General features: G+C 64.7%; 13 protein-coding genes and 3 tRNA genes. 2 read left to right on the top strand and 14 right to left on the bottom strand.

Going from position 1 to position 14,487, the window contains the following annotated elements:
• Positions 1–759 precede the first annotated feature (759 nt).
• From DVU99_RS18785 to thrS, 9 genes are all read right to left on the bottom strand, one after another.
• A tRNA-Pro gene (locus tag DVU99_RS18785) sits at positions 760–836 on the bottom strand.
• A gap of 64 nt (positions 837–900) precedes the next feature.
• Positions 901–1,257 carry a MerR family transcriptional regulator gene (locus tag DVU99_RS18780; RefSeq protein WP_019467383.1) on the bottom strand — a complete coding sequence of 119 codons (357 nt, stop codon included), beginning with the start codon at positions 1,255–1,257 and terminating at the stop codon, positions 901–903.
• Positions 1,238–1,537, bottom strand: a complete 300-nt coding sequence (gene ihfA, locus DVU99_RS18775; protein WP_019467382.1) for an integration host factor subunit alpha — start codon at positions 1,535–1,537, stop codon at positions 1,238–1,240. Before ihfA ends, DVU99_RS18780 begins: the two co-directional genes overlap by 20 nt.
• Before the next feature lies 1 nt (position 1,538).
• On the bottom strand, positions 1,539–3,950 hold the full coding sequence (gene pheT / locus DVU99_RS18770) for a phenylalanine--tRNA ligase subunit beta (RefSeq protein WP_114241758.1): 2,412 nt from the start codon (positions 3,948–3,950) through the stop codon (positions 1,539–1,541).
• Positions 3,951–4,064: 114 nt separating this feature from the next.
• Entirely contained in the window at positions 4,065–5,060 is a 996-nt protein-coding gene (pheS, locus tag DVU99_RS18765) for a phenylalanine--tRNA ligase subunit alpha (protein WP_114241757.1), read from the bottom strand.
• A 294-nt stretch (positions 5,061–5,354) separates the two neighbouring features.
• Positions 5,355–5,714 carry a 50S ribosomal protein L20 gene (gene rplT, locus DVU99_RS18760; RefSeq protein WP_038615749.1) on the bottom strand — a complete coding sequence of 120 codons (360 nt, stop codon included), beginning with the start codon at positions 5,712–5,714 and terminating at the stop codon, positions 5,355–5,357.
• A gap of 16 nt (positions 5,715–5,730) precedes the next feature.
• Positions 5,731–5,928: a 50S ribosomal protein L35 gene (gene rpmI / locus DVU99_RS18755; RefSeq protein ID WP_038615747.1), complete on the bottom strand. Its 198-nt coding sequence runs from the start codon at positions 5,926–5,928 to the stop codon at positions 5,731–5,733.
• A gap of 442 nt (positions 5,929–6,370) precedes the next feature.
• On the bottom strand, positions 6,371–6,898 hold the full coding sequence (infC, locus tag DVU99_RS18750; RefSeq protein ID WP_304529410.1) for a translation initiation factor IF-3: 528 nt from the start codon (positions 6,896–6,898) through the stop codon (positions 6,371–6,373).
• 45 nt (positions 6,899–6,943) lie between these two features.
• Complete coding sequence (gene thrS, locus DVU99_RS18745; protein ID WP_114241755.1) at positions 6,944–8,845, bottom strand: threonine--tRNA ligase; 1,902 nt, start codon at positions 8,843–8,845, stop codon at positions 6,944–6,946.
• Between the two features lie 449 nt (positions 8,846–9,294).
• On the opposite strand from thrS, the gene DVU99_RS18740 reads away from it, so the two are divergent.
• Positions 9,295–10,308, top strand: coding sequence for an NAD-dependent epimerase (locus DVU99_RS18740; protein WP_114241754.1), 1,014 nt, complete (start codon positions 9,295–9,297; stop codon positions 10,306–10,308).
• Between the two features lie 107 nt (positions 10,309–10,415).
• On the opposite strand, the gene DVU99_RS18735 is transcribed toward DVU99_RS18740, so the two are convergent.
• The 3 genes from DVU99_RS18735 to uvrB form a co-directional block, all read right to left on the bottom strand.
• Positions 10,416–10,862 carry a CopD family protein gene (locus DVU99_RS18735; RefSeq protein ID WP_114241753.1) on the bottom strand — a complete coding sequence of 149 codons (447 nt, stop codon included), beginning with the start codon at positions 10,860–10,862 and terminating at the stop codon, positions 10,416–10,418.
• A gap of 175 nt (positions 10,863–11,037) precedes the next feature.
• Positions 11,038–11,112, bottom strand: a tRNA-Val gene (locus DVU99_RS18730).
• Positions 11,113–11,192: 80 nt separating this feature from the next.
• Positions 11,193–13,217: an excinuclease ABC subunit UvrB gene (gene uvrB / locus DVU99_RS18725; protein ID WP_114241752.1), complete on the bottom strand. Its 2,025-nt coding sequence runs from the start codon at positions 13,215–13,217 to the stop codon at positions 11,193–11,195.
• Positions 13,218–13,370: 153 nt separating this feature from the next.
• Here uvrB and DVU99_RS18720 point away from each other — a divergent pair, with 153 nt between their 5' ends.
• Positions 13,371–13,928: a GspH/FimT family pseudopilin gene (locus DVU99_RS18720; protein WP_114241751.1), complete on the top strand. Its 558-nt coding sequence runs from the start codon at positions 13,371–13,373 to the stop codon at positions 13,926–13,928.
• A gap of 8 nt (positions 13,929–13,936) precedes the next feature.
• Here DVU99_RS18720 and DVU99_RS18715 read toward each other — a convergent pair whose 3' ends face one another.
• The gene (locus DVU99_RS18715; protein ID WP_157971486.1) at positions 13,937–14,278 is read right to left on the bottom strand and encodes a hypothetical protein; all 342 of its coding nucleotides are present in this window, start codon (positions 14,276–14,278) and stop codon (positions 13,937–13,939) included.
• 102 nt (positions 14,279–14,380) lie between these two features.
• A tRNA-Asn gene (locus DVU99_RS18710) sits at positions 14,381–14,457 on the bottom strand.
• Positions 14,458–14,487 lie beyond the last annotated feature (30 nt).

Raw genomic sequence — 14,487 nt, 5'->3', positions numbered from 1 at the left:
GCTTTAGATAGTCGGCAGCGTCAGATGTGTCTAAGACACAGCCCCAAGCCTGCCCCGCCGGAACTGGCGCCCAAGCTCCGTCCCGCGCAGTCGCGCGCCGCCGAGACCTATGAGCACCTGCTCGAGGTCACCGGACAGATCCTTACCGAGGTGGGCTTCGAGCGACTGTCCACCAACATGGTGTGCGAGCGCGCGGGCCTGTCGCCGCCGGCGCTGTACCGCTACTTCCCGAACAAGTACGCCCTGTTGCACGAACTGGGCCGCCGCCTGATGGAGCAGCAGAACGCGCTGATCTCCCAGTGGCTCACGCCCGCCGTGTTCCGCGGCGATATCCAGGTACTGGAACGTGCGCTCACCGGCCTGCTGCTGGAGACCTACCGCATTACGCAGCAGACCCAGGGCGGCATGTGGATACTGCGCGCGCTGCGCGCCGTGCCGGCCCTGCAGGACGTGCGCCTCGCCTCGGCGCGCGAGGTGACCGCCCAGGCCACGCTGCGCCTGAGCCGGGTGTTCCCGCAGATCGAACTGGCCCAGTTGGAACTGATCAGCCGCGTGGCCGACGGCATGGCCTATGCGGCGCTGGAAATGCTGTTCGACGATCCCTCGCTGGACCCGCCGGCCGTGATGGGCATCGTCGCCGCCACGCTGGCCAGCTACTTCGAACGCCTGCGCGCCACGCCAGTCCACCCGGACTGAGCATCGATGACGCACCAACAAAAACGGCGCCCAAGGGCGCCGTTTTGCTATCTGTTGCCGAATTGGTCGGGACGGCGGGATTCGAACCCACGACCCTCTGCCCCCCAGGCAGATGCGCTACCAGGCTGCGCTACGCCCCGACGATGCGGCAAGTCGACAAGTCTACCAGCAGAGCCGGTAGCACCGGAAGCCTTTGCAGGTGGATCAGCGACGCAGCAGCGCCAGCACTTCTTCCAGCTCCATGCGCACCTGGCGCACGATCTGGTGCGAAATGCTCGACTCCATGCGCGCCTGCGGGCCTTCCAGCCGCGCGCGGGCGCCGGTGATGGTGAAGCCCTCGTCATACAGCAGGCCACGGATCTGCCGGATCATCAGCACATCGTGACGCTGGTAGTAGCGGCGGTTGCCGCGACGCTTGACGGGGTTGAGGGCGGGAAACTCCTGTTCCCAGTACCGCAGCACATGCGGCTTAACGCCACACAGTTCGCTTACCTCACCGATCGTGAAGTAGCGCTTCGCCGGAATGGCGGGTAGCTCGGTGTTATTCCCTTGGTCCAGCATAGCCCTCGACTCGCACCTTGAGTTTCTGACCAGGACGGAACGTTACCACCCGGCGGGCCGAGATGGGGATCTCTTCGCCGGTCTTGGGGTTGCGGCCAGGCCGCTGGTTCTTCTGGCGAAGGTCGAAGTTGCCGAAACCGGACAGCTTCACCTGTTCGCCCTTTTCCAGGGCTTCGCGGACCACCTCGAAGTAGGCGTCCACGAATTCCTTTGCCTCACGCTTGTTGAGGCCCACCTCTAGAAACAGGCGCTCTGCCATTTCCGCTTTGGTCAGCGCCATTTCATCCTCGCAACTTTGCCTTGCATGCCATCTCCAACGCTGCGACCGCTTCACGTATGTTACGGTCCGCGTCGTCGTCGGTAAGGGTGCGTGAAGCGTCCTGTAAAATCAAGCCCATAGCGAGACTCTTTCGGCCCGGTTCGACCCCCTTGCCGCTGTAACGGTCGAACAGGCGCAGCTCCTTGAGCTGGCCTCCCAGGGTGGCCCGGACGACCTGTTCAATCTCTGACCAGCTGACCGATTCGGGCACGTCCACCGCGATGTCGCGGCGCACCGACGGGAAGCGCGGCACCGGCTTGGCCTTGGGCAGGCGACGGGCCAGCACCGGCTCCAGCTCCACTTCCAGCACGTGGACATCGGCACCCAGGTCCAGGGCTTTAGCCAGCTGGGGGTGCAGCGCGCCCAGGTGCCCCACGGTGACGCCATCGCGGGTGACGCGGGCGCCACGGCCGGGGTGCAGCCAGCCCGGCAGGCCATCGGCATGTACCGCCCAGCGCTCCGGCTCGCCGCCCCAGGCGATCAGGGCATCCAGATCGCCCTTGAGATCATGGAAGTCGAGGGAGCGGGAGGCTTCGCCCCACTGCTCCGCATGCGCCGTGCCGCAGGCCACCATGGCCAGGCTCGGCGTCTCGGTCGGCGCGTCCTTGCGGGCGGCCGCCTCCGCGTCGATGCGGAAGCTGCGGCCCAGTTCGAACAGGCGCACGCGCTCCTGCTGGCGCGCACGATTGTGCGAGAGCGCCACGATCAGGCCCGGCAGCAGCGACGGCCGCATCACCGCCAGGTCGGCCGAGAGCGGGTTGGCCAGCGGCACCAGCTGTTCGGTCAGGCCCCAGCGCTGCAGCACGTCATGGCCGATGAAGGCCAGGTTCACCGCCTCGTAGTAACCGCGGGCAGCGAGCTGTTCGCGCACGGCCAGCTCATTGAGGCGGGCTTCCGGCTCGGCGGCCAGGGTCAAGGCGCCCGCCGGCGTATGCGTCGGGATGTTCTCGTAACCGTGGATGCGGGCGACCTCTTCGATCAGGTCTTCCTCGCGCTCGATGTCGAAACGACGGCTCGGCGCGGTGACCGTCCAACCGTCGGCCACCGGCTCCACCTTCATGCCCAGCGCGGTGAAGATGCGCACCACCTCGGCGTCGGCCACGGTCAGGCCCAGCACGCGGGCGAGGCGGGAGCGGCGCAGCAGGATCGGTTCGGGCGAGCGCAGGTGCTCGGGCAGCGTGACATCCACCAGCGGACCAGGCACGCCGCCGGCGATGTCGACGATCAGGCGGGTGGCGTATTCCACCGCGATGCCCGGCAGCGCCGGATCGACGCCGCGCTCGAAGCGATGCCCGGCATCCGTGTGCATGCCGAGCTTGCGGCTGCGGCCGATGATGGCCGACGGAATCCAGTGCGCCGCCTCGAGGAACACGTTGCGCGTGGCATCGGTGACGCGGGTTTCCGAGCCGCCCATGATGCCGCCCAGCGCCACCGCGCGGGCGCCCTTGCCGCCCTGGCTGTCGGAGACGACCAGGAAGTCCTCGTCCAGTTCGACGGTGCGGCCGTCGAGCAACGCCAGCGTTTCCTTGGCGCGCGCCGGACGCACGACCACGTCGCCTTCCAGCTTGTCCTTGTCGAACGCATGCATCGGCTGGCCGAGTTCCAGCATCACGTACTGGGTGACGTCGACCAAGAAACTGATTGGACGCAGCCCGCTGCGGCGCAGGCGTTCGGCCATCCAGACGGGCGTGGCCACGCTGGCGTCGACGTTGTCGATCACGCGACCGGCAAAACGCGGCACCTTCGCGCCAGCGTCGAGCACGACGTTCATCGTCGCATCGCTCTGCGCAGGCACCGGGTTGGCTTCCAGCGGAATCACCTCGCCACCCAGTGCGGCGGCGACATCGAAAGCGATGCCGCGCACGCTGAAGCAGTCGGCGCGATTGGGGGTGAGCTTGATCTCGACGCTGGCGTCGGGCAGGCCCAGGTACGTCGCGAGCGGCGTACCCACCGGCGCATCGGCCGGGAGTTCGAGCAGGCCGGAGGCGTCAGGATCGATGCCCAGCTCCTTGGCCGAGCAGAGCATGCCGAACGACTCGACGCCGCGCAGCTTCGCCGCCTTGATTGCGATGCCACCGGGCAAGCTGGCGCCGACGGTCGCCAGCGGCGCCACCAGGCCCGCGCGCGCGTTGGGCGCACCGCAGACGATCTGCACGGTGCCGGTGCCGGTATCCACTTCGCACACCTGCAGGCGATCGGCCTCGGGGTGCTTCTGGGCGCTGACGATGCGCGCCACCACCACGCCATCGAGCGAATCGCCCAGCGCGGTCACGTCTTCGACCTCCAGGCCGATCGCGGTCAGCGTCGCGGAAAGTTCGTCACGCGAGGCCTTGGTCGGCACATGGTGGCGCAGCCAGTTTTCGGAGAATTTCATGGTTTTTGCCGGGAATAGGGAATCGAGAATAGGGAATCGAAAACTTAGGGAAATCCGCGGTTATCGGGATAGTGACGTTTGCCTATTCCCGATTCCCCATTCCCTATTCACACCTCAGGCAAATTGCCTGAGGAACCGCAGGTCGTTCTCGAAGAACGCGCGCAGATCGGAGACGCCATAGCGAAGCATCGCGAAGCGCTCCACGCCCAGGCCGAACGCGAAGCCGGTGTAGCGCTCCGGGTCGATGCCGCAGTTCTTCAGCACGTTGGGATGCACCATGCCGCAGCCCAGCACCTCGAGCCAGCGCGTGCTGCCGTCTTCGGCGTCCCAGCGGATATCCACTTCGGCCGAGGGCTCGGTGAAAGGGAAGTAGCTGGGGCGGAAACGCATCTCGAAGTCGCGCTCGAAGAACGCGCGAATGAATTCGGCCAGCGTGCCCTTGAGGTCGGCGAAGCTGGAGGTTTCGTCCACCAGCAGGCCTTCGATCTGGTGGAACATCGGCGAGTGGGTTTGGTCCGAGTCGCTGCGGTACACCTTGCCAGGGGCGATGATGCGGATGGGCGGCTGGCGCCCCTGCATCGAGCGCACCTGCACCGGCGAGGTATGCGTGCGCAGCAGGCGACCGTCACCGAAGTAGAAGGTGTCATGCATGGCGCGCGCCGGATGGTGCGGCGGGAAATTCAGCGCCTCGAAGTTGTGCCAGTCGTCCTCGATCTCCGGACCGTCGGCACGCTGGTAGCCCAGGCGCGAAAAGATCGCCGTGATGCGCTCGAGCGCACGGGTGATCGGATGGATGCCGCCGCGCTCGCCGTTGCGGCCGGGCAGCGTGATGTCGATGGTCTCGGAGGCAAGGCGGTGGTCGAGCTCGGCCTGCTCCAGCAGTTGCTTGCGCGCGGCCAATGCATCGGCGAGGCGGTCCTTGACCCGATTGACCTCGGCGCCGCGCGCCTTGCGCTCGTCCGGCGACAGCGCGCCCAGCGCCTTCAGCGCCGCGGTGACGATGCCGCTCTTGCCCAGCAGGCTCACGCGCAGCGCGTCGAGCGCCTCGAGCGTGTCGGCCTTGTCGATATCGGCCAGCGCTGCTATCGCGCGGCTATCCAGATCGTCCATCGATGCGACTCTCGCTTTATCCCCTCTCCCCGCTGGGGAGAGGGCTAGGGTGAGGGGCCGCTCTAGCCATGTCGCTGCTTCGAAGCAGGCTTCGAATCGGGAATGAGGCCAGCATGCCCCCTCACCCCAACCCTCTCCCCGCAGGGGAGAGGGAGCGAAATAGCCAGAGCCATCCAAATAAAAACGGGGAGGAGGCTTTAGGCCTCCTCCCCGCGAGCGTTACGCGCATCCCTTGAAGAGTGCGGCCATGGATGGCCGCTTCCTGATCTTCGCGATCAAGGATGTGCGCACAAGTTACGCCGCCAGACTGGCCTTCGCCTTCTCTGCGATCGCACCAAACGCCTTGATGTCGTGCACGGCGATGTCCGCCAGGACCTTGCGGTCGACGGTGATGCCGGCCTTCGACAGGCCATTGATCAGGCGGCTGTAGGACAGGCCGAACTGACGAGCGGCAGCGTTGATACGCACGATCCACAGCGCGCGGAACTGACGCTTGCGCTGCTTGCGGCCGATGTACGCGTACTGGCCAGCCTTGATGACGGCCTGGTTGGCAACGCGGAAGACCTTGCGACGGGCGTTGTAGTAACCCTTCGCGCGGCCAATGATCTTCTTGTGACGACGACGGGCGGTAACGCCACGCTTAACACGAGCCATGGTTCAGTCCTCCGCCTTAGAGATACGGCAACATGCGTGCCACACCCTTGGTGTCGCATGCCTTGACGTGGTTGGTCGCACGCAGACCGCGCTTACGCTTGGTCGACTTCTTGGTCAGGATGTGCGACTTGAAGGCGTGACCGGCCTTGAACTTGCCCGACGCGGTCTTGCGAAAACGCTTCGCAGCCGCCCGGTTGGTCTTGATCTTGGGCATGAAAATGCTCCTTGATTGGGGCTAGGCCCCGGTTTCTGACTGATCTGGCGGCGCCATGGGCGCTCTTTCCGTCCTGCCAGCATCGGTGCACGACCCGTCCTGGTGGGTCGAACCGGCGATTATAGGGAGGATCGGAGGGATTTGCCAGCCTTGGAGCTGCCCAAGAACCGTCTTGCCCGGGAGGAGCCGAGCCAAGGGGCCGCCCGAACGCCGCCCCTCCCAACCGTCATTCCTGCGAAAGCAGGAATCCAGTGTCTTTGCTCCAAACAGTGGACTACGCCGAAAGTCGCTGGATTCCTGCTTTCGCAGGAATGACACGGCTTTTTTGGCGCGCTTTCGCTGGCGTCAGCCCCTCGCCTGGCCTCCTGCCCAAAGAAGCGAGGAAAAACGCCGCTCCGCACGGAAGTCCCAGGAAAAAGCGGCCCTCAGGCCGCTTTTTCGATCACTGCTTCTTCTTCGGCCCGATCATCATGACCATCTGGCGGCCTTCCAGGCGGGGGAAGGACTCCACCACGCCGTTCTCGCCGACATCTTCCTGGATCTTCTTGGCCAGGTTCTGGCCCAGGTCCTGATGGGACATCTCGCGACCGCGGAAGCGGATGGTCACCTTGACCTTATCGCCCTCTTCGAGGAAGCGAAGCATGTTGCGCAGCTTGATCTGGTAGTCGCCCACGTCCGTCACCGGGCGGAACTTCACTTCCTTGATCTCGACCTGCTTCTGCTTCTTCTTGGCCGCCTGGGCCTTCTTCTGGGCTTCGAACTTGAACTTGCCGTAGTCCATGATGCGGCAGACCGGCGGGTCGCCATTCGGCTGGATCTCGACCAGGTCCAGACCTGCTTCCTGCGCCATGGAAAGCGCCTCATCGCGGCTCAGGATGCCCAGCTGTTCCGAATCGGGACCGATGACGCGAACGCGCGGCACGCGGATCTCGTGGTTACGGCGATTGCCCTTAGTGTCGGTGGTAGCGATACCACTATCCTCCAGAAGAGTTCTTGTTTATGCCGGCCCGCTCGATCAACGGCGGGTCTCGGCTTCCAGGCGTTCCACGAAGGCGGCCAGCGGGATGCTGCCCAGGTCTTCACCGGAACGAGTACGCACAGAAACGGCCCCAGCTTCCTTCTCGCGATCACCGACCACCAGCAGGTAGGGGACTTTCTGCAGCGTATGTTCGCGAATTTTATAGCCGACCTTTTCATTGCGCAAATCGGCTTGCACGCGGAAACCTTTGTCGACAAGGGTTTGCGTCACTTCGCGGACATAGTCGGCCTGCGCGTCCGTAATGCTGAACACCGCAGCCTGCACCGGCGCCAACCAGGTCGGCAGCAGACCGGCGTGATGCTCGATCAGGATGCCGATGAAACGCTCCATGGAACCCACGATGGCACGATGCAGCATCACCGGGTGACGGCGCTGTGAATGCTCGTCCACGTACTCGGCACCCAGGCGCTCGGGCATCATGAAGTCCACCTGCATGGTGCCCACCTGCCAGGCGCGGCCGATGGAGTCCTTCATGTGGTACTCGATCTTGGGGCCGTAGAAGGCGCCCTCGCCCGGCAGCTCCTCCCACCTCACGCCGGCGGCACCGAGCGCGGCGCGCAGCGCGTCCTCGGCGCGATCCCACACCTCGTCGCTGCCGATGCGCTTGTCGGGGCGCAGGGCGATCTTCAGGGCAATGTCCTCGAAGCCGAAGTCACCGTAGACCTTCATGGCCTGCTGGTGGAACGCCGTCACCTCGGACTCGATCTGCTCTTCCGTGCAGAAGATGTGGCCATCGTCCTGCGTGAAGGCACGCACGCGCATGATGCCATGCAGCGCGCCCGAGGGCTCGTTGCGATGGCACGCGCCGAACTCGCCGTAGCGGATCGGCAGCTCGCGGTAGCTGTGCAGGTCGGTGTTGAAGATCTGCACGTGGCCCGGGCAGTTCATCGGCTTGAGCGCGAACGTGTGCTTCTCCGACTCGGTGAAGAACATGTTCTCCTGGTAGTTGTCCCAGTGGCCCGACTTCTTCCACAGCGACACGTCCAGCACCTGCGGGCAGCGCACTTCCTGGTAGCCGCTGTTGCGGTACACGCGACGCATGTACTGCTCCACCTGCTGCCAGATCGCCCAGCCCTTGGGGTGCCAGAACACCATGCCCGGGCCTTCCTCCTGCTGGTGGAACAGGTCGAGCGCCTTGCCGATCTTGCGATGATCGCGCTTCTCCGCCTCTTCCAGCTGGTGCAGGTAGGCCTTGAGGTCCTTGTCGTTGAGCCACGCCGTGCCGTAGATGCGCGTGAGCATCGCGTTGTTGGAGTCGCCGCGCCAGTAGGCGCCCGCCACCTTCATCAGCTTGAACGCGCGCAGCTTGCCCGTGTTGGGCACGTGCGGGCCGCGGCACAGGTCGGTGAATTCGCCCTGCGAGTACAGCGAGAGTTCCTCGTTGGAAGGAATGCTCTCGATGATCTCGGCCTTGTATTCCTCGCCCAGGCCACGGAAGAACGACACGGCGTCATCGCGCGACTTCACGCTGCGCGTCACCGGCAAGCCTTCCTTCACGATCTTCTCCATCTCCGCCTCGATCTTCACCAGATCGTCGGGCGTAAACGGGCGCTCATAGGCAAAGTCGTAGTAGAAGCCGTTGTCGATCACCGGACCGATGGTGACCTGCGCGCCCGGATACAGGCGCTGCACTGCCTGCGCCAGCAGGTGCGCCGTGGAGTGACGCAGGATGTCCAGCGCCTCTGGGCTCTTCTCGGTGACGATCTCGAGGCTGGCGTTATGGTCGATCGGGAAGCTGGCATCCACCAGCTTGCCGTCCACCTTGCCCGCCAAGGTGGCCTTGGCCAGACCGGCGCCAATGGAGGCAGCCACGTCCTGCACCGTCACGGGATGGTCAAACGGGCGCTTGCTGCCGTCGGGTAGCGTGATTTCAATCATGTTTGCACCTGAATCGAGTCGCTCGGTGGAGCGTGCTCATGTGTTCTTGGAGAACTCCGGGAAACCCAGTCCGTCCTAACCGTCATTCCCGCGAAAGCGGGAATCCAGTGCCTTTGCTTTAAAGGCTTGAAGTCGCTGGATTCCCGCTTTCGCGGGAATGACGGTGGGCGAATACCGTGGCAACCCGGCACTCCGGAAAAAAACCATAAAAAAAGAGCGCCACGCGCCCTTCCTGTCCTACAAGGCGTGGCTCAGATCAACGTTGGAAATTCGTAGTCGCCATGTCACACACTCGACCGACGCAGGATGCGCGGGCCACCTTGTCTCCAGGATTCAAGCACCAGGAACGCTAGTTTAGCGCACCTTCCGCTGTCAAATCAGTAGATTTACCCAATCCCTCCGGGAAAGCGGCCCGCTAGAATGCGCGCCCCATTCCCGGAAGTTTCGCGATGCGCATTCTCGTTACCGGCACGGCCGGCTTTGTTGGCTCCGCCCTGGCCCAGCGCCTGCTGGCGCGCGGCGACGAGGTCTGGGGCCTGGACAACCATAACGACTACTACGACCCGTCGCTGAAGGAAGCCCGCCTGGCGCGCTTCGCCGACCACCCGAACTACACCCACCAGCGCGCCGACCTGGCCGATGCCGATGCAGTGAACCGGGCCTTCGCCGAGTTCCAGCCGCAGCGCGTGGTGAACCTCGCCGCCCAGGCCGGCGTGCGCTACTCGCTGAAGAACCCGCAGGCCTATGTGCAGAGCAACCTGGTTGGCTTCGTCAACATCCTGGAGGCCTGCCGCCACGGCAAGATCGAGCACCTGGTGTATGCCTCGTCCAGCTCGGTATACGGCGCCAACCGCAAGATGCCGTTTGCCATCGAGGATGCCGTCGATCATCCGGTAAGCCTGTACGCCGCCAGCAAGAAAGCCAACGAGCTGATGGCGCATACCTACAGCCACCTATATGGCCTGCCGACCACCGGCCTGCGCTTCTTCACCGTCTACGGCCCCTGGGGCCGTCCCGACATGTCGCCCATGCTGTTCGCCGACCGCATCAGCCGCGGCGAGCCGATCGACGTGTTCAACTACGGCAACCACAGCCGCGACTTCACCTTCATCGACGACATCGTCGAAGGCGTGATCCGCACGCTCGACCACATCGCCCTGCCCGACCCCTCGCATGATGCCCTGCACCCCAGCCCGGGCACCTCCAGCGCGCCATACCGGGTGTACAACATCGGCAACGACCAGCCCGTGCAGCTGATGCATTTCATCGAGCTGATGGAAAAACACCTGGGCCGCACGGTGGAAAAGCGCCTGCTGCCGATGCAGCCCGGCGATGTGCCCGATACATGGGCCGACGTATCCGCGCTACGCCGCGACGTAGGCTATGCGCCGAACACATCCATCGAGGATGGCGTGGCCAAGTTCGTCGCCTGGTACCGCGAGTATTTCCAGCGCAGCGAATAAGCCACGCATCGCCGATACGGGAGCGCACCCTGTGCGCGACCACAGAGTTCCGGCGTCAGCACTCCATAGGCTTTTCGCGCACACGGTGCGCAGCTACCGGGCGCGCCTCAGAACGGCTTGGCGATCACCAGGAAGATGATACCCAGCAGTACGAAGACCGGCAGTTCATTCATGATGCGCAGCGTCTTCGACGAGGGGAGTGCCCCGCCCTGCTCGCTGCGCTTGAGCAGGCGCCCGCTCCAGATGAAGTAGCCGAACAGCACGACCACCAGCGCCAGCTTGGCATGCAGCCAATGCGCCTCGCCGAAATTGGGCAGGCTGCCCGGAAACAGCCGCCAGCCTTGCCACAGCGTGAGGCCAAACAGGAAAGCCAGGCCGAACATGTTGTGCCCGAAGCGGTACAGCCGCCGCCCCATCAGCACCAGCCGCGCCTTCACCGCCACTTCGTCACTCGCCTCGGCGATATTCACCAGAATGCGCGGCAGGTAGAACACCGTCGCCATCCACGCGATGACGAACAGCAGATGGAAGCTCTTGATCCACAGGTACGTCATCGCTGGCTCCTTGGGGTCACAGCGGCCAAGTATCGTCGGCGCCGCCGCCCCTGTCTGCATGCGCTCGAGGGAACGCTCCCGCGCATCCGGCCGAAGGGATGGACTGCCGCCTGCAGCACGCACAGACGCAAAAAGAAACGGCGCGAACCCGAAGGTCGCGCCGTTTCATCGGTATTGGTGGGCGGTACAAGGATCGAACTTGTGACCCCTACCATGTCAAGGTAGTGCTCTACCGCTGAGCTAACCGCCCGGTGCTCGCCCGGCATGCCGTGCGAGCCGCGCAGTATACGTGCTCCGGCGGCCGGCGACAACCGTCCCGCCAAGATCCGCTCAGCGCAGGGCTTTTTCGCGCAACTGGTGGATCTGATCGCGGATCCGGGCCGCCTCCTCGAATTCCAGGTTCTCGGCGTGCTTGTACATCTGCGCCTCCAGTTTCTTGATCATGGCCGAGGCCTGATCGGCGCTGAGCGTCGCGTAATCGGCAGCCTGCTCGGCGACGGCGACACCCTTCTTCTCGCCTCGGCGGCTGCGGCTGCGGCCCGGCACCTCGCTGCGCGCCCCCTCCATGATGTCGGCAATGCGGCGCACCACCGATTGCGGCGTGATGCCATGGGCCTCGTTGTAGGCCTGCTGCTTCTCGCGACGCCGGGCGGTCTCGTCCATCGCCGCCTGCATCGAGCGGGTTATCGAATCGGCATAGAGGATGGCCTTGCCACGCACGTTGCGCGCGGCGCGACCGATGGTCTGGATCAAGGAACCGGTCGACCGCAGGAAGCCCTCCTTGTCCGCGTCGAGGATCGCCACCAGCGATACCTCGGGCATGTCCAGGCCTTCGCGCAGCAGGTTGATGCCCACCACCACGTCGAACTCGCCCAGGCGCAGGTCGCGAATGATCTCCACGCGCTCCACCGTCTCGATGTCCGAGTGCAGGTAACGTACCTTCACCCCATGCTCGCCCAGATACTCGGTGAGGTTCTCGGCCATCCGCTTGGTCAGCGTGGTCACCAGCACGCGATCACCCATCGCCACGCGCTTGTGCACTTCGCCCAGCAGGTCGTCGACCTGGGTGCGCACCGGCCGCACCTCCACTTCCGGGTCGATCAGGCCAGTGGGACGCACCACCAGCTCGACGATGGCGTCGCCGGATTTCTGCAGCTCGTACTCGCGCGGAGTGGCAGACACGTAGATCGAGCGCGGCGCGCGCGCCTCCCATTCCTCGAAGCGCAGCGGCCGGTTGTCCATCGCCGAAGGCAGGCGGAAACCAAACTCCACCAGGGTTTCCTTGCGCGAGCGGTCGCCCTTGTACATGGCACCCAGCTGGGGGATGGTCACGTGCGATTCGTCCACCACCAGCAGCGCATCGGGCGGCAGGTAGTCGAACAGGGTCGGCGGCGGTTCGCCCGGGCCACGCCGGGTGAGGTGGCGCGAATAGTTCTCGATGCCCTGGCAGTAGCCCACCTCGGCCATCATCTCGATGTCAAAACGCGTGCGCTGGTCCAGGCGCTGCGCTTCCACGAGCTTGTTGTCCTTGTACAGCTGCTCCAGGCGATCCTTCAGCTCGACCTTGACGGTCTCGATCGCGTTGAGCACGCTTTCGCGGGTGCTGGCGTAATGCGTGCGCGGATACACCGTGTAGCGCGGCACCTTGCGGATCGTCTCGCCGGTGAGCGGATCGAACAGTGCCATGGCCTCGACTTCGCCGTCGAACAGCTCGATGCGCAGCGCCTCGGTTTCCGATTCGGCCGGAAACACGTCGATCACTTCGCCGCGCACGCGATACGTACCGCGGCGCAGCTCCATCTCATTGCGGGTGTACTGCAGTTCCGTCAGTTGACGGATCAAGGCGCGCTGGTCGATGCGCTCGCCCTTGGCCAGAATCAGGCGCAGGGACAGGTAGTCCTCGGGATCGCCCAGGCCATAGATCGCCGACACAGTAGCTACGATCAGCGAGTCCTTGCGCGACAGCAGCGCCTTGGTCGCCGCCAGCCGCATCTGCTCGATGTGGTCGTTGATCGACGCGTCCTTCTCGATGAAGGTATCCGACGCCACCACGTAGGCTTCGGGCTGGTAGTAGTCGTAGTAGCTGACGAAGTACTCCACCGCGTTGTGCGGGAAAAACTCCTTGAACTCCCCGTACAACTGCGCCGCCAGCGTCTTGTTTGGCGCCAGCACGATGGTCGGGCGCTGGATCTTCTCGATCACGTTGGCGATGGTGAAGGTCTTGCCCGAGCCGGTAACGCCCAGCAGGGTCTGCGCGGCCAGGCCCGCCTCGAAACCTTCGCTGAGCGCGCGGATGGCTTCGGGCTGGTCGCCCGAGGGCTTGTAGGGGGATACGAGTTCGAAGCGGTCAGTCATGGGGCTCTACATGCGGTCGCGTGCGGGCATTTTAAATCGCACTGCTGACAAGGCCTGTCAGCAGGTTACGACAGGCCTGCTCGCCCTTTGACGACCACCTTGCCGGCCAGGGAAGGCTAGCGTTGAGGTTCCCAGCTGCAAGGAACGCGGCCCATGAAACGAGAGAACGGAGTGCCCCGCCGCACGCACGGCGGCTACACGCTGATCGAGCAGATCCTGGTACTGGCCATCGCCACGACCCTGCTGTGCGTGGGCGCCCCGGCACTGGGTCACCTCAGGACACGCAGCCACCTGCAGGCGGCTGGCAGTGACCTTGCCGCCGCGCTGCGGGCCGCGAGGAACCTGGCGATCGAGACACGGCGGCGCACCCTGCTGTGCCCCACCCGCGACGGCCAGCAGTGCAGTGATTCCCTGCACTGGGAGGACGGGTGGCTGGTTGGCCACTACCAGTCCGAAAAGGCCGACCAGCTCAACGGCGCAGCGGTCTGGGTAACAGGCGGGCAGCCGGCGCTCACCATCCTCAGCACCACCGGGCGCAAGCGCATCCGTTTCCAGCCAGACGGCAGCGCTGGCGGCAGCAATGCCACCTTCACCCTGTGCAGCAGGGGCGATGCCCGCGTGACGCTCGCCATCACGGTAGCCTCGTCCGGCAGGATTCTCAGCACCCACGCGACAGCCGAACAGGCGCAGCGCTGCGCCAGTGAGGGCTGAACATTCCTTCAGGAGAGGCAAGCCTTGGCCGTCTCGCGATAGGCCCGCATGGCCACGATGGACAGATGCTCGTGCAGGGCGACATCGGCACCGTTGGCCCTGCTGCGTATCACCAGCAGCTCCTCGACCGGAGTGGTGGCATTGGGAACGATGACCTGGAAGCCATCGGCCATCTCCACCATGTGCGCGGCCGGCGAAATCGCCTGCCACTGCCCGAGCACGCAGTTGCCATACTCGCGATCGGTCTTGGCCGTACTCGCCACGAACGTGGGCTTTTGCCGCGCGGTATCGCCCGCACTGGCGCACCCTGCCAACAGGACCACCGCCACTACGCTCACGCACCTGTGCATGGCACGCCTCGCCGGGTTACCCGGGCCCAATATAGCCGTTGCCGCGGGATGGGCGACGCAAAAAGAAAAGGCCCTGCCTTGCGGCAGGGCCTTTTCGGAAGATGGCGCCCGAAGTTGGACTCGAACCAACGACCCCCTGATTAACAGTCAAGTGCTCTAACCGGCTGAGCTATTCGGGCGGGGTGAGCTGGATAGTTTGAATATCCAGC

The organism is Dyella sp. C9 (assembly GCF_003332825.1).
In the GTDB taxonomy this organism is placed as follows: domain Bacteria; phylum Pseudomonadota; class Gammaproteobacteria; order Xanthomonadales; family Rhodanobacteraceae; genus Dyella.
Note: the sequence above shows the minus strand (reverse complement) of the source record. Positions and strands in the feature narration are given on the sequence as shown.